Genomic DNA, 23,649 nt, shown 5'->3' with positions numbered 1-23,649 from the left:
GGCGGGCCGGCCGGGGAGCGCGTCCGGCCGGCCCTCGCCGGCTCAGTCGATGCCGGAGCGCTCCACCCCCGCCACGATCCACCGCTGGAAGCACAGGAACACCAGCAGCAGCGGCAGCACCGACACGGCGGCGGCGACGAACAGCTCGTGCAGCCGCACGACCTGGGCGGTGGTGAACGTGGAGAGGGCGACCTGCACCGTCCAGGCGTTCTGGTCCTGCCCGATCACCAGCGGCCACAGGAAGGCGTTCCAGGCCCCCAGGAACACGATGGTCCCGACGGCCGCGAACACCGGCCGGGCGTTGGGCACGACGACCAGCCAGTACGTCCGCCAGTACCCGAGCCCGTCCACCTCTGCCGCGTCCTCCAGTTCGTGCGGGAACCCGAGGAAGTACTGCCGGAAGACGAAGCAGGCGAACGCCGGGAACAGCGTCGGGACGATCAGCCCCCGCAGCGTGGAGATCCAGCCCAGCGACGACACCAGCACGAAGCTGGGGACGAAGGTGACGGCCGCCGGGACCAGCAGGGTGCCCAGGACGGCGTGGAACACCTTGTTCGCGTGCCGGTAGGGGATGCGGGCCAGGCCGTACCCGGCGAGGGAGGCCAGGAGCAGGGTGCCCAGGGTGGTGGCGACGGCGATCAGCGCGGAGTTGAGCAGGGACCGGGCGAACGGCACGGACGGATCGGCGAACAGCTCGCGGACGTTCCCCCACCGCACCTGCCGCGGGAAGAACGTCCAGGCCGGGGAGGTGATGTCCCGCTCAGCGGCCAGGCCGTTGCGCAGGAGCAGGTAGAAGGGGATCAGGAAGAGCAGGGCGAGGACGATCAGCAGCACCAGCCGCAGCGCCCGGCCGGCCCGCACCAGGGCGTCATCCATCGCCGTCCGTCCTTCCCAGCCTCAGCCAGCGCGCCTGTCCCACCGTGACGACGGCGACGACCAGCGCCAGGATCACCGCGCCCGCGCTGCCGAGCCCCAGGTTCTGTCCCTGCCCGAGCGCGGTGTAGTACAGGTAGACCAGGGGCGGCCGGGCGTACGGCGGATAGCCCCGGGCGTCCGACAGCAGGTTGTAGAACTCGTCGAAGGCCTGGAAGGCGTTGACGACGAGCAGCAGCACCACCGCGGCCGAGGTGGCCCGTAGCTGGGGCAGGGTGATGTGCCGCAGCACGGTCCAGCCGGGCCGGGCCCCGTCCACGGCCGCCGCCTCGTACAGCGCCGGGTCGATCCGCTGGAGCCCGGCGAGGAACAGGATCATGTAGAACCCGGCCTGGAGCCACAGCCGTACGGTCACGATGACCAGCCAGTACCAGGGCGGGTCGGGGGAGGCGAGCCAGGCGACGGGGCCGGCGCCGAACCAGCCCAGCACCGTGTTCGCCAGCCCGAACCGCACCCCGCTGAAGACGGACATCTTCCACACGAGCGCGGCCACCACATAGCTGCACGCGGCCGGCAGGAAGAACACGGACCGGAAGAAGGCCCGGGCGCGCCGGACCCGGTTGACCATCAGGGCCAGGGACAGGGAGCACCCGTAGGTGACGGGCACGATGAAGGCGGTGAAGACGAGGAAGGTGCGCAGGCTGTCGAGGAAGGCGTGGTCCCGCAGCATCGCCGTGTAGTTGTCCAGGCCGGTGAAGTGCGTGGGCGTGACGGTGTTGTGCGCGTCGAAGAAGCTGAGTGCCACGCTCCACAGCAGCGGTACGTACGTGAACAGGGCGAGCCCGAGGGCGAACGGCCCGACGAACACCCAGAACCACAGTGCCCGCCACCGCCTCACGGCTTCTTCCTCACCCGGTCGAGTTCGGCCGACACCTTTCCGACGACCGGCCTCAGTTCCCGCGCGGGATCCGCGCCGTTCCTGATGATCCGGCTGAGCGCGTCCTGGTAGGCGGTCTGGCCGGCCGGGGTCCACAGCAGCGGCTGGGCGTAGCCGTGGTCGGTGGCGAACCGGACGGCGTCGGCGGCGGCCCCCGATCTCAGCCGGCCGGCCTTCTTCGCGAGGGAGATCCGGGCCGGGATGTGGAAGCCGTACGACAACGCGAAGTCCCGTTGGTAGTCGGTCCGTTCGACCCACAGCCACTTCACGTACTCCTTGGCGGCCTCCCGGTGCCCGCTGCGGGCGCTGACGGCGGACCCGTACGCGCCGACGGGTACGGCGGGCCGGCCGGCGGCACCGTCCGCGGGGAACGGCAGCACCCCGAAGTCGTCGCCGAGTTCCTTGCGCACCTGCGGCAGCGCCCACAGCCCGGACCACTGCATCGCGGTCAGCCCCTGGAGGAGGGCGGACGGGTCGGACCAGTCGCTGGGCGCGCCCAGGAGCAGCGAGTCGTCGGCGTACAGCCGGTGCAGCTTGCCGAGGGTGCGGGCGGCGGCGGGATCGTCGAAGCCGGGCTTCCCGTCCTCGGTGACGAGGCTGAGTCCCGCCGCGTACAGGGGTGTTCCGCCGAGCACGCCCGCTCCCCCGTCGTTGCCGAGGAACAGTCCCTTGACGTTGCGGTCCGTGAGCGCGCGTGCCGCGTCGACCAGGGCGTCCAGGGTGGTGGGCGGCTCCACGCCGGCGTCCTTCAGCAGGCTCTTGCGGTAGTAGAGGAGCTGCGTGTCGATGACCTGCGGGACGGCCCAGATCCTGCCGTCGTACGTCTTCGGCGCGAGCGCGGCCGGCGCGAAGTCGTCCTTGACGCCCTCCAGCAGGGCGGTGAGGTCGGCGACCTGCCCGCCCCGGATCTGGTCCAGCGTGGGCCCGTTGACCTCGAAGACGTCGGGTCCGGCGGCGGTGAGCAGCGCGGCGGCGGTCTGCTGGTCGTAGTTCCCCGGCCGCCACTGCACGTCGACGCGCGCCTTCCGGTACGCGCCGGCGTAGCGCCGTACGGCCTGCTCGGTGCCCTGTTCGCCGTACTGGTGGTACCACTGCGACAGCGACGGCCCCGAAACACCGTCCCCGCGTCCGGTGTTGCCCCCGCACGCCGTGAGCAGTCCGGCGCCCGCACCCGCGGCCAGCAGGGTCCTGCGGCTGATCGTCATCCTGTGCCCCCAGACATCCGTCATCGATGCACGGCCCAACGATCAACCATCCACGACGATTACGAAAGGGGTGTTGCACGCACGTGTCGCGCCGGAGGGACCGTCCCGCCGCCCGCCCGTGCGGGCCGACGACCGCACGCGAAGCGGCGGCACCCCCCGCACAGGGATGCCGCCGCCTCTCTTTTCGTGTGCCGGAGCCGTCGCCGATCGGATGAGGGTCGGGGACCGGCGACGGCTCCGGGGTCCGGACGGGCCTAGCGGTGGTCGCTGCCCGTCGACTGTGTGGCCGCGCGGCCGGCCTCCAGGCGGGCGACCGGGATGCGGAACGGGGAGCACGAGACGTAGTCCAGGCCGACCTCGTGGAAGAAGTGCACCGACTCCGGGTCACCGCCGTGCTCGCCGCAGACGCCGAGCTTCAGGTCGGGGCGGGTGCGCCGGCCCGCTTCCGCCGCCGACTTCACGAGGGAGCCGACGCCGTCCCTGTCGATCGTCTCGAACGGGGAGACCCCGAAGATGCCCTTCTCCAGGTAGGCGGTGAAGAAGGAGGCCTCCACGTCGTCGCGGCTGAAGCCCCACACCGTCTGGGTCAGGTCGTTGGTGCCGAAGCTGAAGAACTCGGCCGCCTCCGCGATCTGCCCGGCGGTCAGCGCGGCGCGCGGCAGCTCGATCATCGTGCCGATCGCCAGCCTGAGCGCCGTACCGGTCGCCGCCTGGACGTCGGCGATGACCTGGTCCGCCTCCTCGCGGACGATCTCCAGCTCCTGGACCGTGCCGACGAGCGGGATCATGATCTCCGCGCGCGGGTCGCCCTTGGCGGCCTTGCGCTCCGCCGCGGCCTCGGCGATGGCGCGGACCTGCATGGTGAACAGGCCGGGGATAACCAGTCCGAGGCGTACGCCGCGCAGGCCCAGCATCGGGTTCTGCTCGTGCAGGCGGTGCACGGCCTGGAGCAGGCGCAGGTCGTTCTCGTGCGGCTCCTGGCGGGACTCGGCCAGGGCCACGCGGACCGACAGCTCGGTGATGTCGGGGAGGAACTCGTGCAGCGGGGGGTCGAGGAGGCGGACGGTGACGGGCAGGCCGTCCATCGCCTCGAACAGTTCCACGAAGTCCTTCTTCTGGAGCGGCAGCAGGGCCTTGAGGGACTCCTCGCGCTCCTCCTCCGTGTCCGCCAGGATCAGGCGCTCGACCAGTTCGCGGCGGTCGCCGAGGAACATGTGCTCCGTGCGGCACAGGCCGATGCCCTGGGCGCCGAAGCGGCGGGCGCGCAGCGCGTCCTCGGCGTTGTCGGCGTTGGCGCGTACGCGCAGGCGGCGCTTGCGGTCGGCGAAGGCCATCATGCGGTGGACCGCCTCGACCAGCTCGTCCGCGTCGTCGGCGCCGGGGTGCATCCGGCCCTCGAAGTACTCGACGACCGGGGAGGGCACGACGGGCACCTCGCCCAGGTAGACCTTGCCGGACGAGCCGTCGATGGAGATCAGGTCGCCCTCCTCCACCACATGGCCGCCGGGGACCGTCATCCGGCGGCGCTTGGTGTCGACCTCCAGCTCCTCGGCTCCGCAGACACAGGTCTTGCCCATGCCGCGGGCGACGACCGCCGCGTGGGAGGTCTTGCCGCCGCGCGAGGTCAGGATGCCCTCGGCGGCGATCATGCCGTCGAGGTCGTCGGGGTTGGTCTCGCGGCGGACCAGGATGACCTTCTCGCCGGAGCGGGACCACTTCACGGCGGTGTAGGAGTCGAAGACGGCCTTGCCGACCGCGGCGCCCGGCGAGGCGGCGATGCCCCGGCCGACCTGCGCGGCCTTGGCGTGCTCGTCGAAGCGCGGGAACATAAGCTGGGCAAGCTGGGCGCCGGTGACGCGCTGGAGCGCCTCGGTCTCGTCGATCAGGCCCTGGTCCACGAGCTGGGTGGCGATGCGGAAGGCGGCGCCGGCGGTGCGCTTGCCGACGCGGGTCTGGAGCATCCAGAGCTGGCCGCGCTCGATGGTGAACTCGATGTCGCAGAGATCCTTGTAGTGGTTCTCCAGGGTCTTCATGATCTGCATGAGCTGGTCGTACGACTTCTTGTCGATCTGCTCCAGCTCCGCCAGCGGGACGGTGTTGCGGATGCCCGCGACGACGTCCTCGCCCTGCGCGTTCTGGAGGTAGTCGCCGTAGACGCCCTGGTGGCCGGAGGCGGGGTCGCGGGTGAAGGCGACGCCGGTGCCGGAGTCCGGGCCCAGGTTGCCGAAGACCATGGAGCAGACGTTGACGGCGGTGCCGAGGTCGTGCGGGATGCGCTCCTGGCGGCGGTACAGCTTGGCGCGGTCGCCGTTCCAGGAGTCGAAGACCGCCTTGATGGCGAGGTCCATCTGCTCGCGCGGGTCCTGCGGGAAGTCCCGGCCGGCCTCCGCCTTGACGATCTTCTTGAAGGTCGCGACCAGCTTCTTCAGGTCGGCGGCCTCCAGGTCGGTGTCGACCGTGACCTTCTTGGCGTGCTTGGCCTTCTCCAGGGCCTCCTCGAAGAGGTCGCCGTCGACGCCGAGGACGGTCTTGCCGAACATCTGGATCAGGCGGCGGTAGGAGTCCCACGCGAAGCGGTCGTCGCCGGCCTGCTCGGCCAGACCCTTGACCGACTTGTCGGAGAGGCCGATGTTCAGGACGGTGTCCATCATGCCGGGCATGGAGAACTTGGCGCCGGAGCGCACGGAGACGAGCAGCGGGTTTTCGGGCTGGCCGAGCTTCTTGCCCATCTTCTGCTCAAGGGCGTCGAGGTGCGCACTCACCTCGTCACGCAGTGCCGCGGGCTCCTCACCGCTGTCCAGGTAGACCTTGCAGGCCTCCGTGGTGATGGTGAAGCCGGGAGGGACGGGGAGACCCAGGTTGGTCATCTCGGCGAGGTTGGCACCCTTGCCACCGAGGAGGTCCTTGAGGTCCTTGTTGCCCTCGGTGAAGTCGTAAACGAACTTCGCTGCGTGGGGATCTTTGTTTTCCGACACGGGTCTCGACTCCTTGAGGCCACGGTGGCTGCCCTGACGGCGAGGAACATACCCAGATCGAAGGCCCATGGGTACGTCCACTTGCGCGTCATACGCCTGTAACCACCTGTCCGCCAGCGGATCGAAAGTCAAGGCTTGGCAAGCCAAGCGCCGTTTGTGTTTTCACTTCTTGAAGACAACAGCCCCTCCGACGTGAACTTTCGCGCTCATGTGAGCATCTCCCAGCACGACTGAGTTCGATCGATGAACGATCAAGGGGTGGCACGCAGTGCCACCCCTTGGAGAAGTGCAGTCGTGCATGATCCGCTCATCTGAGCGCAACCCTTATCAAGGGTGGCGAGAATCACGCTGCCACAGAGCGGCCGGTTCCACCATGCGGACCCGGCCACGGACGCGCCCGGTCAGAGGAAACACCCGCGTCACACAACCTGCGTCACACGGTCCCCGGCCACGTCACGCGCCCCCTCGCCCATGTCACGCGCCCCACCCTCACGCGCCCCTCGCCCGCGCTCACACACCCATCGCCGAGAGCCGCTCCTCCACCCGCTCCGGCGCGTACAGGTGCTCCACCACCAGCGCGCCGGCGCCCAGCAGTCCGGCCCGCTCCCCGAGCCGGGAGGTGACGACCTCCAGGCGGGCCGTGGAGCGGGGCAGCGCCCGCTGGTAGAGCAGCTCGCGCACGCCGGTGACGAACGGCGTCCCGGCCAGGTCGCCCGCGATCATCAGGACGCCCGGGTTGAGCAGGGTCACGACGGTCGCCAGTACGTCCCCGACCCGGCGCCCGGCCTCCCGGGCGAGCGCCGCGGCCTCCGGATGGCCCGCGGCCAGCAGGTCCCGTACGTCCGAGCCGGAGGCGGCCGGCACCCCGGAGGCGGCCAGCCGGCGGGCCACGGCGCCGCCGCTCGCGACGGCGGCGAGACAGCCGTACGAGCCGCACCGGCACAGCGCCTCGGTGCCCACCCTGATGTGTCCGATGTCGCCGGCGCCGCCGTCCACGCCCCGGTAGACCGAGCCGTGCACGACCACCCCGGCGCCGATGCCGGTGGACACCTTGACCAGTACGAAGGCCGTGCAGTCGGGGTGTCCGGCGCGCTGTTCGCCGTACGCCATCAGGTTGGCGTCGTTGTCGACCAGGACCGGGACCGTGCGGGCCCCGGTGTGCTCGGTGAAGGCGCGGGACAGCCGGCCCCGTATGTCGTAGCCGTCCCAGCCGGGCATGATCGGGGGCTGCACGACCCGGCCGGTCCCGCTGTCCACCGGGCCGGGCACGGCGAGTCCGATGCCGCAGACCTCCCCGGCCCGGTGCCCGGCCTCGGCCAGCAACCGGGCGAACCAGCGGCCCAGTTCGCCGAGGACGGCCTCCGGGCCGTCGTCGACGGCGAGCGCGCCGGAGTGCTCGGCGAGAAGGTCACCGGTCAGGGTGAGGACGGCGGCACGGGCGTGCCGGGTGTCGAGGTCGGCGGCGAGGACGACCGCGTGGGAGTCGTCGAACTCCAGTGTGACGGCGGGGCGTCCGCCGAGCGGCGAGCCGACCGGGCCGCCGGCGCCCTCCCGCAGCCAGCCGGCCCGGAACAGCCGGTCCAGGCGGTGGCCGACGGTGGCCCGGGACAGTCCGGTCGCCTGCTGGAGCGCACCCCGTGTCACGGCCCTTCCGCTGCGCACCAGTTCGAGCAGCTCGCCGGAGCTGGCCTGTCCCGCGCCCCTGCCCGTCCGTCCCGGCCGCCCGGTCATGCGCACCCCCTTGTGTTCATCAAGCTTCCCTTACATATTGGGTTTTGCGTGTTAAATAGACGTAACCCTGCGGTAGCCGTAGCCAAACCCGGTCGGCCGGATGTCTTCGGGGAGTCCCGAGTGGATCGCTCTGCCCAGCTCACAGCCCGTCCCGCCCCCGGCGAGATCGCATACGATCAGCCGCCTTCAGCAACGTCCGCGCACGTCGCAGCGGCCCGGGTGCTGGCCGCCAACTGGACGGGCAGTTCGACGGTCCCGTCCCGCAGCCTGTACCCGCACCAGTGGTCCTGGGACTCCGCGTTCATCGCCATCGGGCTGCGGCACATCTCGCCGCTGCGCGCCCAGACCGAGCTGGAGACGCTGCTGACGGCCCAGTGGGCCGACGGGCGCGTCCCGCACATCGTGTTCAACCCCTCCGTACCGCTCGACGCGTACTTCCCGAGCCCCGACTTCTGGCGCTCCGTCACCGCCGGGCGCGGAGCGGGCGCCCCGCGCACCGTACAGACGTCCGGGATCGTGCAGCCACCCGTGCACGCGCTGGCGGCCTGGCTGGTGCACCGCGCCGACCCCGTCCTGTCCCGGGCCCGCGGCTTCCTGGCCCGGCTCCACCCGCGGCTGGCCGCCTGGCACCGGTATCTGCTGCACCGGCGCGACCTGGGCGGCGCCGGCCTGGCGTCCGTCGTCCACCCCTGGGAGCAGGGCATGGACAACAGCCCCTGCTGGGACGCCCCGCTCGCCCGGATCACCCCGGCCCCGGCCCGCTCCTTCCGGCGCGCCGACCTCGACCACGGCGCGCCCGGGGACCGGCCGACCGACCTGGACTACGGGCGGTACGTGCGGCTGGCCGCCGACTACCGGGACCGCGGATACACCCGGGAGGACGGGGAGTTCGCAGTGGAGGACCCGTCGTTCAACGCGCTCCTCATCGCCTCCGAGTACGCCCTCGCCCGGATCGCCGGGGAACTGGGCGCGACCGGCACCGCCCGCCGCGCCCGCGCCGAACGGCTCACGGCGACGCTGGTGGAACGGCTGTGGGACCCGCGGGCCGGGATGTTCCTCTGCCGCGACCTGCGGGGCGGCGGCCTCCTCACCGAGCGCGGTGTCGGCGGCCTGGTCCCGCTGCTGCTGCCGGGCCTGCCCAGGGAGGTCGCCGCCGCGCTCGTCCGCACCCTGCGGGGGCCGCACTTCTCGTTCGGCGACCGCACCCGGCTCGTGCCGAGCTACGACCTGCTCGGCGAGGCCTTCGACCCGCACCGGTACTGGCGCGGGCCGGCCTGGTTCAACACCGGCTGGCTGGTGGAGCGCGGGCTGCGGACGCACGGCGAGACGGCGGCGGCCGACGCCCTGCGCGCGGCCGTGGTGCGGCTGGCCGACGCCTCGGGTTTCGCCGAGTACGTCGACCCGTTCACCGGTGAGGCCTGCGGCGCCACCGGCTTCAGTTGGACCGCCGCGCTCGCGCTCGACCTGCTGGCCACGGACCACCCGGAACCGGGCGTGTCCCCGACGGGCACCGGCGCGTTCGACAGAAGTGACGAAGGAGGGGACCGGAGATGACGGAACGGCATCATCTGCTCGTGCACGGTGCGACGTTCGCCGCCGTGGGTGACCGGGGTGACATCGGCGGAGTGCGGGGCGGGTGCGTGCCGGACGGGCTGTTCGTCCGGGACGCCCGGCACCTCAGCCGCTGGCAGCTCACCGTCGACGGCGCGGTGCCCGAGGTGCTCACGCCGGTCACGGACGGGGACGCGGCCCGCTGCGTGCTGGTCCCGCGCGGCGGCCGGCAGGAACCGCCGGCCCACACCCTCTTCCGTGAACAGGCTGTCGGGGACAGCTCGTTGGTGGAGTCGGTGAAGGTGACCAGCAACCGCCCGGTGGCCACCACCGTACGGCTCGCCCTCACCGTCGACGCCGACTTCACCGACCAGTTCGAACTCCGCTCCGACCACCGCACCTACGTCAAGGCCGGCGCCGTACGCTCCCGCGAGATCCTCGACGACGGCATCGAGTTCACCTACCGGCGCGCCGAGTGGCGCTCCAGTACGACGATCATGGCCGATCCGCCCCCCGACGCCGTGGAGGAGACGGGCACCGGCGCCCGCCGGCTGGTGTGGACCCTGGGCCTCGCACCGCACGGCACGACGGAGCTGGTGCTGCGGGTGATCGCCCGGCCCCACGGCGAGAAGCGGGCCCTGCGCGTGCCCCGCGACCCGGCCGCCGTGCACGAGCAGGTCCGGGAGCTGGAGGGCGAGTTCGTGGAGGGGGTCGCCTTCCCGACCGGCTGGCCGGAGCTGGCGGCGGCCTGCGCCCGGGGTCTGGCCGACCTGGCGGCGCTCCAGATCCAGGCGCGCGGCCCCGACGGGGAGGAACTGCGGGTCCCGGCGGCCGGCGCCCCCTGGTTCCTCACCCTGATCGCCCGCGACGCGCTCCTCACCTCCCTCTTCGCCCTGCCCTACCGCCCCCGGCCGGCCGCCGCCACCCTCCTCGCCCTGGCCGCCACCCAGGCGACCGGCGGCGGCATCTCCCCGGTCACCCAGCCCGGCAAGATCGTGCACGAGGTCCGGCACGGCGAACTGGCGCACTTCGGGCAGGTGCCCTACGGCCGCTACTACGGCTCGGTCGACGCCACCCCGCTGTTCCTGATCCTGCTCGGCGCGTACGTGGAGCGGACCGGCGACACCGCCCTGGCCCGGCGTCTGGAGCCGCACGCGCGCGCCGCCGTCGGCTGGATGCTCGACCACGGCGGCCTCACCTCGCGCGGCTACCTGGTCTACCGCGCCGACGAGGGCGGCCTCGCCAACCAGAACTGGAAGGACTCCCCCGGCGCGATCTGCTGCGCCGACGGCACCCGGCCCAGCGGCGCGGTGATGGCGGCGGGCGCCCAGGGCTACGCGTACGACGCGCTGCGCCGCACGGCGGGGGTGGCGCGCGGGGTGTGGGCCGACGAGACGTACGCCGCGTTGCTGGAGCAGGCTGCGGCCGACCTCCGGGACCGGTTCCAGCGCGACTTCTGGATGCGCGAGCACTCCTTCCCGGCGCTCGCGCTGGACGGGCAGGGCCGCCGCATCGACGCGCTGGCGTCCGACGCCGGGCACCTGCTGTGGTCGGGGCTGCTGGACAAGGAGTACGGGGAGATGGTGGGCCGGCGGCTGCTGGAGCCGGACTTCTTCTCCGGCTGGGGCGTACGCACGGTCGCCTCCGGCCAGCCGGCGTACCACCCGCTGTCCTATCACCGTGGCTCGGTCTGGCCGCACGACAACGCGCTGATCACGCTGGGGCTCGCGCGGTACGGGCTGCACGACGAGGCCCGCACGGTCGCGCACGCGCTGGTCGACGCGGCGACGGTGACCGGGCACCGGCTGCCGGAGGTGTGGGCGGGGTACGGGCGGGACACGCACAGTGAGCCGGTGCCGTATCCGCACGCGTGCGTGCGGGAGGCCCGCTCGGCGGCGACACCACTGGCACTGCTGACCGCGGTGGGCGGCGCGTAGGAGGTCCGGGCGGGCGCCGGGAGTGGGGCGGGGCCCGGCGTGCGTGCGAGCGGGACCGCGTCTCCGCGGACGCACGGACCGCGGGGGCACCCGGCGGACGCCGCGAGCGGCAGGGGCCGGCGGTAGCACGACACGTACGGGCTTCCGGCGGGCGCGCCGACCGTCGGGGCTCCCGGCGGACGTCGTGTCGGTCCCCCGCGCCCCTCCCGCGCTGTTGACCAGGTGTTTGCCCGGTGGGCGTGAACGATGGTCCCCGGGGGGCCGTAACGGTGGGCATGAGCACGCTCCAGTCAGCCGAGGAAGCGGGTGCCGACGCGGTGACCGCCCCTGCCCCGCGTCCCTTGCGCCGCCCCTGGACCGTCTGGCCGGCGTGGCGGCGGCGCTGGCGGGAGGAGCATCCGGCCGCCGCCCACGCGCTGTCCGTCACCGTCACGGTGCTGGCCGCCGCCCTCGTCGTCGCCGCGCTCGTGATGCCCGACCGGGTGGTGGGGCTGGGTCCCGCGAAGTTCCTGCGGATCCCCGCCGAGGCGGTCGTCGGGGCCGCCGTGCTGCTCGCGCTGCCGCGCCGGCCCCGGGTGGTGCTGGCGGCGGTGTCCGGCGTCGCGCTCGGGGCGATGACCGTGCTGAACATGCTCGACATGGGCTTCAACCAGTACCTCGGCCGCAGCTTCAACGTGATCCTCGACTGGGAGTTGTTCGGCGACGCGGAGTCGTATCTGGAGGACTCCCTCGGCCGTACGACGACCCTTGCCGCCGTGGCCGGGGTGATCGTCGCCGTCCTGCTCCTCCTCGTGCTGCCGGCGCTGGCCATGGTCCGGCTGGCCAACCTGCTCGCCCGGCACTCCGGCGCCGCGACCCGCGGCACGCTGATCGCCGGGGTCGTCTGGATCACCTGTTCCTCGCTCGGCCTGGAGGTCGCCGGCGTGCCGCTCGCCGCCGACCGCACCGCCACCGCGCTGAAGGCCCAGGCCCGCCGCGTCTCGGCCACGCTGCGCGACGAGGCGGAGTTCCGCAAGGTGGCCCGCGTCGACGCGTTCGGGAACACCCCGGGCAGCCAGCTCGTCCCCGACCTGCGCGGCAAGGACATGATCTTCACGTTCATCGAGAGCTACGGCCGCAGCGCCATCGAGGACCCGGTCATGGCCCCGGGGGTCGACGCGACCCTCGACGCCCGCACCAAGGCCCTCGACAAGGCCGGCTTCCACGCGAAGAGCGGCTGGCTGACCTCGGCGACCTACGGCGGCAGTAGCTGGCTCGGCCACTCCACCACCATGTCGGGCCTGTGGATCAGCAACCAGCAGCGCTACCGCACCGTCATGGCCAGCGACCACCTCAGCCTGACGGAGGCGTTCGAGAAGACCGGCTCGTTCGACACGGTCGGCGTCATGCCGGGCGTGCAGAAGGGCTGGCCGGAGCAGAAGTGGTACGGCCTCGACAAGGTCTACAACGCCTTCCGGCTCGGCTACCGGGGACCGAAGTTCAGCTGGTCGACCATGCCCGACCAGTACGCGCTCCAGCAGTACCAGGAGCGGGTGCACAGCAAGCGGCCGGCCGACGGCAGGTCGCGGATGTCGCTGCTCATCCTGACCTCCAGCCACCAGCCCTGGGCGCCGATCCCGAAGATGGTCGGCTGGGACCGGCTGGGTGACGGCTCGGTCTTCAAGGGCATCGAGGCGGCGGGCAACGACCCGGCGGACGTCATCGCCGACACCACCAGGTCCCGCGAGGAGTACGGCAAGTCGGTCCAGTACTCGGTGACCGCGCTCACCCAGTGGCTGGAGCGCTACGGCACCAAGGACACCGTGCTGGTGTTCCTCGGCGACCACCAGCCCATCGCCCGGGTCAGCGGCAACCACGCCAGCCGGGACGTGCCGGTCTCGATCGTCGCCAAGGATCCGAAGGTGCTGGACAAGGTCGCCGACTGGGGCTGGACCGACGGGCTGCGGCCCGCGCACGACGCCCCGGTGTGGAAGATGAGTTCCTTCCGGGACCGCTTCCTGCGGGCGTACGGCTCCACACCGCACCCCAGGAAGGGCTGATCAGCCGCCGGACGTGTCCAGTTCCGCGTCCTCGCTCACGCCCGCGCAGTCGTACGGGTCCTTCAGCCAGCCGTCCGGCAGCACCACCCGGTTGTTGCCGGACGTACGGCCGCGCGGGCCGTCCGCGCCGGCCGGCCAGCCCTGGCCGAGGTCCAGTTCGTCCAGGCCGGCCCGCAGTTCCGCCAGCGAGGAGGTCACCGCGAGCCGCTTGCGCATCTCGGAGCCGACCGCGAACCCCTTGAGGTACCAGGCCACGTGCTTGCGGAAGTCGATGACGCCGCGCGCCTCGTCGCCGAGCCACTCCCCGAGCAGGGTGGCGTGCCGCACCATCACGTCGGCCACCTCGCGCAGGTCCGGCCGGCGGAAGTCGTCGCGCCCCTCGAACGCCGCCACCAGGTCCGCGAACAGCCACGGCCGCCCCAGACAGCCCCGGCCCACGACCACCCCGTCGCAGCCCGTCTCGCGCACCATCCGCAGGGCGTCCTCAGCCGACCAGATGTCGCCGTTGCCGAGCACCGGGATCTCCGGGACGTGCTCCTTCAGGCGCGCGATGGCGTCCCAGTCGGCGGTGCCTCCGTAGTGCTGGGCCGCCGTGCGGCCGTGCAGGGCGATCGCCGTGACCCCCTCCTCGACGGCGATGCGCCCGGCGTCGAGGTAGGTGATGTGGTCGTCGTCGATGCCCTTGCGCATCTTCATGGTCACCGGCAGGTCGCCCGCACCGGTGACCGCCTCGCGCAGGATGGCCCGCAGCAGGTTCCGCTTGAAGGGGAGGGCGGAGCCGCCGCCCTTGCGCGTGACCTTCGGGACGGGGCAGCCGAAGTTCAGGTCGATGTGGTCGGCGAGGTCCTCCTCCGCGATCATGCGGACGGCCTTGCCGACGGTCGCCGGGTCGACGCCGTAAAGCTGGAGGGAGCGGGGGCGCTCGCTCGCGTCGAACCTGATGAGCTGCATCGTCTTCTCGTTGCGCTCGACCAGCGCCCGGGTCGTGATCATCTCACTCACGAACAGGCCCTTGCCGCCGCTGAACTCCCGGCACAGCGTACGGAAGGGCGCGTTGGTGATCCCTGCCATGGGGGCGAGCACGACGGGCGGCACGACGGCGTGCGGGCCGATGGTCAGCGGGTGGGTCATCGAGGGGCTCCGGGACGGACGTACGGCACAGGGCGAACACCCATTGTCCCTCACCGCGCGCGTCACCCGCCCGCCTGGGGCCGTCGGCCACCGGCCGGCGCGGACGACGTACCGCACCGGCAAAGACGATGTATCGCTCATTAGTTAACCGCACTATCGATATCGGCGTACGATGGAGCGCATGCCCGAGCTGAGCCATCGCCGACGTCTGCTCGTGCTCGCGATCTGCTGCATGAGCCTGCTGATCGTGAGCCTGGACAACACCGCGCTGAACGTGGCACTGCCCTCCATGCAGCGCGACCTGCACGCCGACACGTCCGGCCTCCAGTGGACCATCGACGCGTACACGCTCGTCCTGGCCTCCCTGCTCATGCTCGCCGGCTCCACCGCCGACCGGATCGGCCGCAAACGCGTCTTCATGGCCGGCCTGGTCGTGTTCTCCATCGGCTCACTGCTCTGCTCCCTCGCCCCGAACCTGGAACTCCTCATCGTGTTCCGCATGGTCCAGGCGGTGGGCGGCTCGATGCTCAACCCGGTCGCCATGTCGATCATCACCAACACCTTCACCGACGCCCGGGAACGCGCCCGTGCGATCGGCGTGTGGGGCGCCGTGGTCGGCATATCCATGGCGGCCGGCCCGCTGGTCGGTGGCCTGCTGGTGCAGTCGGTGAGCTGGCGCGCCATCTTCTGGGTCAACCTCCCGGTCGGCCTCACCGCCCTCCTGCTCACCCTCCGCTTCGTCCCCGAGTCCCGCGCGCCCAGGGCCCGCCGCCCCGACCCGGTCGGCCAGCTACTGGTGATCGCGCTGTTCGGCTCGCTGACGTACGCGATCATCGAGGCGCCCGCGGGCGCCGGCACGGTGGCGCCGTTCGCCGTGATCGCCGTGGCGGCCCTGCTGGCCCTGCTGCGGTACGAGCCCCGTCGCGACGAACCCCTCATCGACCTGCGCTTCTTCCGCTCGGCGCCGTTCAGCGGGGCCACCGTCATCGCGATCAGCGCGTTCGCGGCCCTGGGCGGTTTCCTGTTCCTGTCCACCCTGTACCTCCAGAACGTGCGCGGCCTCGACGCGCTGCACGCCGGCCTGTGGATGCTCCCGATGGCCGTGCCGACGTTCCTGTGCGCGCCCCTGTCCGGCCGTCTGGTCGGCAGCCGCGGCCCCCGCCTGCCCCTCGTGGTGGCCGGTACGGCGATGACCGCGAGCGCCGTCCTGTTCGCCGCGTTCGACGCGCAGACCACCGGCGCCGCCCGCCTGGCCGGCTACGTCCTCTTCGGCATCGGCTTCGGCTTCGTGAACGCGCCGATCACCAACACGGCTGTCTCGGGCATGCCCCGGGCGCAGGCCGGCGTCGCCGCGGCCGTCGCCTCCACCAGCCGCCAGTTGGGCCAGACGCTCGGCGTCGCGGTGATCGGCGCGCTCCTGGCGTCCGGCATCGGCTCGTCGACGTACCGGCACACGTTCGTCTCCGCCGCCCGCCCCGGCTGGTGGACCCTCGCCGGCTGCGGCCTGGCCGTCCTGGTCCTCGGCCTCCTGACCAGCGGCCGGTGGGCCCGCCGCACGGCCGAACGCACGGCCGCCGACCTGGTGCCGACGGAACCACGCGAGCCCGTGGGGGCTCCGGGCCGCCCCTGAACCGCGTCGGCCCGACTCTGCCGAGTTCGGCGAACCCGCCGAGCACGCCTGGCGGCCACCGCCCTTGCCCGGACGGGCGGCACTGACCTCGCATCCATGACCATAGTGGATCAAAATTGGTCGAAACACATGCCAGAACCGCGGAGGCGTGGCGATGCGCGGCAACGCCGAGAACGACGAGGGCTCCGTCGAGGAGCACGACGACGAGTACGGTGACGAACCCGACGCCGAGGACGGTGACGAGTACGCCGACCCCGAGGCCTACGACGAGGAGCCGGCAGCGGACGAAGAGCAGCCGGTGTCCTACGACGAGGAGGACGCGGCCGGTACGAGCCCTGACGTCTTCCTCGACGTTCCGGTCCTGAAGGTGGACCAGCTCGACCTGGACGTCGAGGACCTGCGGGCACATGTCTCGCTCCAGGCCGAGGTGCTGGACCTGCTCAAACTGAATGTGGGCGCCGACGTCACGCTCGGCCGGGTGCACCTGGGCATCTCGGGCGTCGAGGCACAGGCCCAGCTCAAGGTGCGTCTCCACCACGTCGCACAGATCATCGACCGAGTGCTCACCACGCTCGATCGCAACCCGGAGATCCTGCACGAGCTGGCGGGGGGTGGAGTCGGGTCCGCCGTACAGGATGTGGGGCAGGGCGCCGGGGCTGCCGTCCAGGACGTGGGCCGGGGCGTCGGCTCCGTGGCGCAGGATGTCGGGCAGGGAGCCGGGAGGGCCGTTCAGGACGTGGGCGGTGGTGCCGGGCGCGCGGTGGAGGACGTCGGCCATGAGACGAGCCGGGCCGTCGGAAGCGCCGGCAGGGCGGTGGGCGGCACCGCCGGGAGCGTGGCCGAACAGGCCGCGGGTGTGACGGAAGCGGCAGGCGACACGGTGCGGGGCGGCGGCCACGCCGTCGCGGACGCTGCGGAGACGGCGGACGCCACCGCGGAACGGGCAGAACCGGCCGAGCCGCGTGCGGCGCGCAAGGGCGCGGAGGGAGAGCGGGGCCGAGCCGGCCGGAGCCAGGGCGGCACCCGCACGCGCCGGGTGCGCGGAGAGGACGGGAAGCTCCCGCCGAGGTCCGGTCGCCCTCGTACCGCCAGGGAGCCGGAGGAGCCGCCCTGAACGCGAGGCGCGGGAGCCGGGAGCCCGGTGGGGGACATCTTGTTCCGGTCGACGGTCCACGCCGAACGGCTCCGCTTCACGCGGGAACCCCGGACAGCCGTCCGCTTCCCCGGCACCGGGGAGCGAGAGTCGACGAGCCACAGCGACCGCACCCACCTGCCGGACACGGTCGCCCCCGGTCAGGAGTACCAGGACGTCACCGTCGCCTACCACCTCGCGACCCGGCTCACCAGGGAGCCGGATGCCGGGCGGAGCGGTGACGACGGCCTCGCACGCGTCGAGGGGCCGAACCCCGGGGGGTGACCAGCGCCGTCGATCGCCCACCGGGAGACCGAGGACATGACCATGACCGCACTGCACGCGCCGGGCAGCGGGAGATCGGCCGGCTGTTCCCGGAGGACAGGGCTGGGGCTACGGCGGCCAGCTCACCCAGGTCGCGATGGCCGGTCCCACGCCGACCCCGCTGATGAGGGACCTCTGGCGGATCACGGCGTGACGGGTGCGGACAGGCCGCGCACCAGCAGGTCCACCACGTCCTGGAACTCCTCCTCGACGCCGGAGCGCCGCCACTCCCCGGCGTGGCACGGGTTGTGGAAGCGGATGGTGGCGTAGAAGACGGCACGCGCCGCGGCGGCCGGGTCGGGCACCGAGAAGACTCCCGACGCGTTCCCCGCCGTGATGATCCCGGTCAGTTGGGCGGTCAGGTCGGCTATGTGCTCGCCGACCACCGTCCCGCTCTCCGTGGCCAGCACCCCGTACGTGGCGAACAGCTCGGGGTCGTCGTGCGCCTTGCGGCGTTTGATGTCGAACAGCCCCTTGAGCCAGGCGCGCAGCCGCTCCTGCGGGTCGCGGTCCTCGGCCGCGGTGCCGGCGAGCGACCGGCACGTACGGTCCAGCCACCGCTTCGTGACCGCCTCCCGCAGCGCCGCCTTCGTCCGGAAGTGCCGGTAGACGCTGCCGTGGCTGACGCCGAGCGCGCGGGCCACGTCGACCACGGTGGCCTTGGCCGGACCGTGGCGGCGCAGCACCTCCTCGGTCGCCTCGAGGATGCGCTCGGCGGTCAGGGTCTCGCTGGTCGGTGGCATGCCCTAGACCGTACCCGTCAAAGGGTTCGGCGCTCGCTGTCGAGGAGTGCCATCTGCGCGGCCGGGTAACGCTCGCCGGCCGCGGCGTCCGCGGGGACGGCCTCCTCGACCGCCGCGAGGTCGGCCGCGTCCAGGGTGACGTCGAGGGCGCCCAGGGACTCGGTCAGCCGCTCGCGGGTGCGGGCGCCGATCAGCGGCACGATGTCCTCGCCGCGGGAGAGGACCCAGGCGATGGCGATCTGCGCGACGGTCGCGCCCTTCCGCTCGGCGATCGCGCGGAGGGCGTCGACCAGGTCGAGGTTGTGCCGGAGGTTGTCGCCCTGGAAGCGGGGCGAGTGGGCGCGGAAGTCGTTCGCGGCCAGCCGCCGGTCGCGGGAGAAGTGGCCGGAGATGAGCCCGCGGGAGAGCACCCCGTAGGCGGTGATGCCGATGCCCAGTTCGCGGGTGGTGGGCAGGATGTCCTGCTCGATGCCGCGCGACAGGAGCGAGTACTCGATCTGGAGGTCGGCGACGGGGGCGGTGGCGGCGGCCCGCCGGACGGTCTCGGCGCCGACCTCGCTGAGGCCGACGTGCCGGACGTACCCCTTCTCGATCAGTTCGGCTATGGCGCCGACGGTCTCCTCGATCGGCACCTCCGGGTCGAGGCGGGCGATGCGGTAGACGTCGATGTGGTCGACGCCCAGGCGCTGGAGGGAGTAGGCGGCGAAGTTGCGGACGGCGGCGGGGCGGCCGTCGAAGCCGATCCAGTTGCCGGCCGGGTCGCGCAGGGCGCCGAACTTCACGCTGACCAGCGCCTGTTCGCGGCGGGCCGGCGGGGCGGTGCGCAGGGCCTCGCCGACGAGCATCTCGTTGTGGCCCATGGCGTAGAAGTCGCCGGTGTCGAGCAGGGTGACGCCCGCTTCCAGGGCGGCGTGGACGGTCGCGACGGACTCCGCGCGGTCGGCGTCGCCGTAGAGGGCGGACATGCCCATGCAGCCCAGGCCGAGGGCGGAGACACGGGGGCCGGTGGTTCCGAGGTTTCGGGTTCGCAGCGTCATGCCTCCACCCTGCCATGATGGCTGACAGATTTCAATATCTGTCATCTGTCATTCCATACGTCACCTTCGGCGCAGGAGCCTGGTCCAGACCTCTTGACGAAAGGTCTGGACCAGACGCACTGTCGTAACCCCCCGCATGTCATGTCTACGACACCTCACCTCACCGCACCCCCACCGGGAGGACCGCATGCTCCGCCGCACGCTGCGCCTGCTCACCGCCGCTGTCACCACGGCCGTCCTGGCCCCGCTCGCCGTCGCCACCGCGCCCACCGCCTCCGCCGCCGACACCTGCGCGGTGAAGTCACGGCCGGCGGGCAAGGTGCTCAAGGGGTACTGGGAGAACTGGGACGGCGAGGCCGCGATGATCACGTTGTAGCCGTGGGCGGGGATGCGGGAGTCGGTGATCGGGGTCCAGCCGAAGGGTGGGTGGACGCCGTTGGCGGCGGCGGTCGCGGACCGCTTCGTGTCGACCGTCGTGCCGATCCCGAAGAAGTACAACTTCGACGGCATCGACATCGACATCGAGACGGGCCTCACGGGCAGCGGGAACATCGGGCAGCTCTCCGCCTCCCAGGCCAACCTGATCCGCGTCATCGACGGCATCCTCGCCCAGATGCCCTCCGACTTCGGCCTGACGATGGCCCCGGAGACCGCGTACGTCACCGGGGGCAGCATCACCTACGGCTCGATCTGGGGCGCGTACCTGCCGGTCATCAAGAAGTACGCGGACAACGGCCGCCTGTGGTGGGCTGAACATGCAGTACTACAACGGCGGCATGTACGGCTGTTCCGGTGACTCCTACTCGGCGGGCACGGTGCAGGGCTTCACCGCGCAGACCGACTGCCTGAACAAGGGCCTGGTGGTGCAGGGCACGACGATCAGGGTGCCCTACGACAAGCAGGTCCCGGGGCTGCCCGCCCAGCCCGGCGCGGGCGGCGGCTACATGTCCCCCTCCCTGGTCTCCCAGGCGTGGCGGCACTACGGCACCTCGCTCAAGGGCCTGATGACGTGGTCGCTCAACTGGGACGGCTCGAAGAACTGGACGTTCGGCGACAACGTCAAGGCGCTCCAGGGCCGTTGACCGGACCGCTCGGCCGCCGGCGCCGGTTCCCGGTGCCGTCGGCCGGCGTGTTCTCCTCCCGCGGTTCCGCCAGGGCGCTGAGGGCCGGCCGGAGCAGCGCGGCGGTGCGGTCGGCCGGGGCGTCGCTCAGCGGGGGCAGGCCGAGGAGCTGATGGCCGATGGTGACGCCCAGCAGGCTGGTGACGATCAGCGCGGCGCGCAGCTCGGGGTCCGCACCCGCGGGCAGGGCGGCGGCGACGGCGTCGATCCGCCGGCCGAGGGCGTCCCGGACGTGGTCGGCGACTGCCGGGTCGGTGAGCATGGACCGCATCATCGCCAGCGTGCCCTCGGGGAGACCGCCGAGTTCGAGGCCGAGCGCGGCAAGGAGCTGCTCGACGAGGGCGTCGGCGCCGGTGGCCGTCGGCAGCGCGGGGAACGTCTGCGCGGCCCGGGTGAACAGCTCGCGCTTCGAGCCGAAGTACTGCATGACCAGGGCCGGGTCGACGCCCGCCGCGGTCGCCACCGCGCGGATGGTGGTGCGGTCGAAGCCCTTCTCGGCGAACAGCTCCCGGGCGCTGTCGAGGATGCGCGCCTCGGTGGCTCGTCGGCGGTCGGCGCGGGACCGGTGAGGGCTGGACACGTCTTCACTCTACGGTCGTTGACCGAACTCCGCCCGGCGGCCACCGCGAGGGGGCCGAGGAGGGTGGCCGCCGGGCAGGCCTGGGACAGCGCAGGGCCCGGCCGGCAGCCCGGACGGCACGAGGCCCGCCCGTCGCCCGGAGTCCGGGCGACGGGCGGGCCGGGTGGCCGGTTCGGCCGGGGTCAGCAGCCCAGCAGGCGGCTGGCGAGGTAGCCCTCGATCTGGTCGAGGGACACGCGCTCCTGCTTCATGGTGTCGCGCTCGCGCACGGTCACCGCGTTGTCCTCGAGCGTGTCGAAGTCGACGGTGACGCAGTACGGCGTACCGATCTCGTCCTGACGGCGGTAGCGGCGGCCGATGGCGCCCGCGTCGTCGAAGTCGATGTTCCAGTTCTGGCGCAGCGCCTGTGCGAGGCCCTTGGCCTTCGGGGACAGCTCCGGGTTGCGCGACAGCGGGAGGACGGCCACCTTCACCGGGGCCAGACGGTGGTCGAGGCGCAGCACCGTCCGCTTCTCCATCTTGCCCTTGGCGTTGGGCGCCTCGTCCTCGACGTAGGCGTCGAGCAGGAAGGCCAGCATGGTGCGGCCGACGCCCGCCGCGGGCTCGATGACGTACGGCGTCCAGCGCTCGCCGGCCTCCTGGTCGAAGTAGGAGAGGTCCTGGCCGGAGGCCTTGGAGTGGGCGCCGAGGTCGTAGTCGGTGCGGTTGGCGACACCCTCCAGCTCGCCCCACTCCGAGCCGCCGAACTGGAAGCGGTACTCGATGTCGGCGGTGCGCTTGGAGTAGTGGGAGAGCTTCTCCTTCGGGTGCTCGTACCAGCGCATGTTCTCCTCACGCAGGCCCAGCCCGGTGTACCAGCCCCAGCGCTGCTCCATCCAGTACTCCTGCCACTGCTCGTCCTCGCCCGGCTTGACGAAGAACTCCATCTCCATCTGCTCGAACTCGCGGGTGCGGAAGATGAAGTTGCCAGGAGTGATCTCGTTGCGGAACGACTTGCCCATCTGGGCGATGCCGAACGGCGGCTTGCGGCGCGAAGTGGTCTGCACCTGGGCGAAGTTGGTGAAGATGCCCTGGGCGGTCTCGGGGCGCAGGTAGGCGACGGAGCCGGAGTCCTGCGTCGGGCCGAGGTGGGTGGAGAGCAGGCCGGAGAACTGCTTGGGCTCGGTGAACTGGCCCTTGTTGCCGCAGTTCGGGCAGTTGACGTCCGCCAGGCCGTTCGCCGGGGCGTGGCCCTTCTTCTCCTCGTACGACTCTTCCAGGTGGTCGGCACGGAACCGCTTGTGGCACGAGGTGCACTCGGTCAGCGGGTCCGTGAAGGTGGCGACGTGGCCGGAGGCGACCCAGACCTCGGAGGCGAGGATGACGGAGGAGTCGATGCCGACCACGTCCTCGCGCGACGTCACCATGTAGCGCCACCACTGGCGCTTGATGTTCTCCTTGAGCTCGACACCCAGCGGTCCGTAGTCCCAGGCGGCACGCTGTCCGCCGTAGATCTCACTGCACGGGAAAACGAAGCCACGGCGCTTGCTCAGGCTGACGATGGTGTCGATCTTGTCGGCGGCCACGGTGCTCTCTTCATTACGACGACGGGCGTTGAAGCGAGATGCTTCCAGCGAATGATTCAGGTTACCGGCGCATGCTCCCCCACGACCAAATCGGCCCCCGCCAAGACCATCTGGTGAGCGTAGTTGACAACGGTTTCCATGTTTGTTGAAAATGACTGTCATGAACGTACGTCGACGCCTCATACCCGCCGCCGCGGTCGCCGCGGTCGCCGCCCTCGGGGCCGGCACGCTGTCCGGATGCTCCGGCGGCACGGGGGTCGTGGCCAACACGAGCAAGTTCGACGTCGTCGCGTCGTTCTACCCGATGACCTTCCTCGCCGAGCGGATCGGCGGTGAGCACGTCCGCGTCACCACCCTCACCTCCCCCGGCCAGGAGCCGCACGACCTGGAGATCAGCCCCCGGCAGATCGCCCAGCTAGAGGAGTCCGACGCGGCCCTCTACCTGAGCGGCCTCCAGCCCTCCGTCGACGAGGCTGTGGCCCAGTCCCCGGTCCGCACCAAGATCGACGCGGCCCGCCTGACCACGCTGGAGGAGCACGGCACCGAGGTCGGCGGCCACGCGGCCGGACACGCCACCCACGAGGACGGGGAACACGAGGACGGGGAAGGCACGGGCAAGGACCCGCACATCTGGCTCGACCCGGTGAGGTACGCCCAGGTCGCCGAGGGCGTCGGCAAGGCCTTCGAGAAGGCCGACCCCGAGCACGCGGCCGACTACCGCAAGAACACCGCGGCCCTGGCAGGCGAGCTGGACGCCCTGGACCTCCGGTTCCGGCGGAGCCTCGCGCACACCCGGAGCAAGGTCTTCCTCACCACGCACGCCGCCTTCGGCTACCTCGCCGAGCGCTACGGCCTCACCGAGGAGGCCGTCAACGGCCTCGACCCCGAGTCCGAGCCGAGCGCCGCGCGCGTGAAGGCCCTGGAACGGACGGCCCGGGCCGACGGTGTCAGCACCGTCTTCTACGAGACGCTCGTCAGCGACAGGACCGCCCGGACCCTCGCCCACGACACGGGCCTGCGGACCGACGTCCTCGACCCGCTGGAGGGCATCACCGACAGGTCCCGCGGCAAGGACTACCTCGCCGTCCAGGAGGCCAACCTCAAGGCGCTCCGCCAGGCGCTGGACGCCAAGTGACCG

Annotated in this window: 17 protein-coding genes and 1 pseudogene; 8 read left to right on the top strand and 10 right to left on the bottom strand. The window is 71.9% G+C overall.

The features are described from left to right. Nucleotides 1-42: 42 nt before the first annotated feature. The 5 genes from D9753_RS24260 to D9753_RS24240 all read right to left on the bottom strand — a co-directional run bounded on the left by D9753_RS24260 (nt 43) and on the right by D9753_RS24240 (nt 7,721). Nucleotides 43-876: a carbohydrate ABC transporter permease gene (locus D9753_RS24260; RefSeq protein ID WP_121788918.1), complete on the bottom strand. Its 834-nt coding sequence runs from the start codon at nt 874-876 to the stop codon at nt 43-45. Continuing rightward, nucleotides 869-1,771 (bottom strand): carbohydrate ABC transporter permease, encoded by a 903-nt coding sequence (locus D9753_RS24255; RefSeq protein ID WP_121788917.1) that lies wholly within the window; start codon nt 1,769-1,771, stop codon nt 869-871. Before D9753_RS24255 ends, D9753_RS24260 begins: the two co-directional genes overlap by 8 nt. After that, nucleotides 1,768-3,015 (bottom strand): ABC transporter substrate-binding protein, encoded by a 1,248-nt coding sequence (locus D9753_RS24250; protein ID WP_205614243.1) that lies wholly within the window; start codon nt 3,013-3,015, stop codon nt 1,768-1,770. Before D9753_RS24250 ends, D9753_RS24255 begins: the two co-directional genes overlap by 4 nt. Nucleotides 3,016-3,269: 254 nt before the next feature. Then, the gene (gene ppdK / locus D9753_RS24245) at nt 3,270-5,990 is read right to left on the bottom strand and encodes a pyruvate, phosphate dikinase (protein ID WP_121791255.1); all 2,721 of its coding nucleotides are present in this window, start codon (nt 5,988-5,990) and stop codon (nt 3,270-3,272) included. Nucleotides 5,991-6,500: 510 nt separating this feature from the next. Further along, the gene (locus D9753_RS24240; protein WP_205614242.1) at nt 6,501-7,721 is read right to left on the bottom strand and encodes an ROK family transcriptional regulator; all 1,221 of its coding nucleotides are present in this window, start codon (nt 7,719-7,721) and stop codon (nt 6,501-6,503) included. 120 nt (nt 7,722-7,841) lie between these two features. Between D9753_RS24240 and D9753_RS24235 the strand changes: the two genes are divergently transcribed. The 3 genes from D9753_RS24235 (at nt 7,842) to D9753_RS24225 (ending at nt 13,248) form a co-directional block, all read left to right on the top strand. Next, on the top strand, nt 7,842-9,275 hold the full coding sequence (locus D9753_RS24235; RefSeq protein ID WP_121788915.1) for an MGH1-like glycoside hydrolase domain-containing protein: 1,434 nt from the start codon (nt 7,842-7,844) through the stop codon (nt 9,273-9,275). Next, nucleotides 9,272-11,209, top strand: coding sequence for an amylo-alpha-1,6-glucosidase (locus D9753_RS24230; protein ID WP_121788914.1), 1,938 nt, complete (start codon nt 9,272-9,274; stop codon nt 11,207-11,209). The genes D9753_RS24235 and D9753_RS24230 overlap by 4 nt, the downstream gene beginning before the upstream one ends. Nucleotides 11,210-11,484: 275 nt before the next feature. Continuing rightward, entirely contained in the window at nt 11,485-13,248 is a 1,764-nt protein-coding gene (locus D9753_RS24225; RefSeq protein WP_394346745.1) for an alkaline phosphatase family protein, read from the top strand. Here the strand turns inward: D9753_RS24225 and dusB are convergent, their stop codons facing one another. Next, nucleotides 13,249-14,379, bottom strand: a complete 1,131-nt coding sequence (gene dusB, locus D9753_RS24220; protein ID WP_121788913.1) for a tRNA dihydrouridine synthase DusB — start codon at nt 14,377-14,379, stop codon at nt 13,249-13,251. Nucleotides 14,380-14,560: 181 nt separating this feature from the next. Here dusB and D9753_RS24215 point away from each other — a divergent pair, with 181 nt between their 5' ends. The 3 genes from D9753_RS24215 to D9753_RS24205 all read left to right on the top strand — a co-directional run bounded on the left by D9753_RS24215 (nt 14,561) and on the right by D9753_RS24205 (nt 17,426). After that, entirely contained in the window at nt 14,561-16,009 is a 1,449-nt protein-coding gene (locus D9753_RS24215) for an MFS transporter (protein ID WP_121788912.1), read from the top strand. A gap of 154 nt (nt 16,010-16,163) precedes the next feature. Then, on the top strand, nt 16,164-17,123 hold the full coding sequence (locus D9753_RS24210; protein ID WP_121788911.1) for a hypothetical protein: 960 nt from the start codon (nt 16,164-16,166) through the stop codon (nt 17,121-17,123). Nucleotides 17,124-17,150: 27 nt separating this feature from the next. Beyond that, nucleotides 17,151-17,426 (top strand): hypothetical protein, encoded by a 276-nt coding sequence (locus D9753_RS24205; RefSeq protein ID WP_121788910.1) that lies wholly within the window; start codon nt 17,151-17,153, stop codon nt 17,424-17,426. Between the two features lie 182 nt (nt 17,427-17,608). Here the strand turns inward: D9753_RS24205 and D9753_RS24200 are convergent, their stop codons facing one another. After that, nucleotides 17,609-18,208, bottom strand: a complete 600-nt coding sequence (locus D9753_RS24200; RefSeq protein WP_121788909.1) for a TetR family transcriptional regulator — start codon at nt 18,206-18,208, stop codon at nt 17,609-17,611. Nucleotides 18,209-18,225: 17 nt separating this feature from the next. Next, complete coding sequence (locus tag D9753_RS24195; RefSeq protein WP_121788908.1) at nt 18,226-19,245, bottom strand: aldo/keto reductase; 1,020 nt, start codon at nt 19,243-19,245, stop codon at nt 18,226-18,228. A gap of 187 nt (nt 19,246-19,432) precedes the next feature. Between D9753_RS24195 and D9753_RS39390 the strand changes: the two are divergent. Further along, nucleotides 19,433-20,327 (top strand): annotated as a pseudogene (locus D9753_RS39390) (chitinase). On the opposite strand, the gene D9753_RS24185 reads toward D9753_RS39390, so the two are convergent. Further along, nucleotides 20,305-20,946, bottom strand: a complete 642-nt coding sequence (locus tag D9753_RS24185) for a TetR/AcrR family transcriptional regulator (RefSeq protein WP_121788907.1) — start codon at nt 20,944-20,946, stop codon at nt 20,305-20,307. The pseudogene D9753_RS39390 and the gene D9753_RS24185 sit on opposite strands and share 23 nt — an antisense overlap. Before the next feature lie 182 nt (nt 20,947-21,128). After that, on the bottom strand, nt 21,129-22,511 hold the full coding sequence (locus tag D9753_RS24180) for a glycine--tRNA ligase (protein ID WP_121788906.1): 1,383 nt from the start codon (nt 22,509-22,511) through the stop codon (nt 21,129-21,131). A 160-nt stretch (nt 22,512-22,671) separates the two neighbouring features. Here D9753_RS24180 and D9753_RS24175 point away from each other — a divergent pair, with 160 nt between their 5' ends. Beyond that, on the top strand, nt 22,672-23,646 hold the full coding sequence (locus D9753_RS24175; RefSeq protein WP_121788905.1) for a metal ABC transporter substrate-binding protein: 975 nt from the start codon (nt 22,672-22,674) through the stop codon (nt 23,644-23,646). The last annotated feature ends 3 nt before the right edge of the window (nt 23,647-23,649 follow it).

This window comes from Streptomyces dangxiongensis, from assembly GCF_003675325.1.
GTDB lineage: Bacteria > Actinomycetota > Actinomycetes > Streptomycetales > Streptomycetaceae > Streptomyces > Streptomyces dangxiongensis.
The sequence above is the reverse complement of the archived record's forward strand: the minus strand, read 5'-3'. Positions and strand labels throughout refer to the sequence as shown.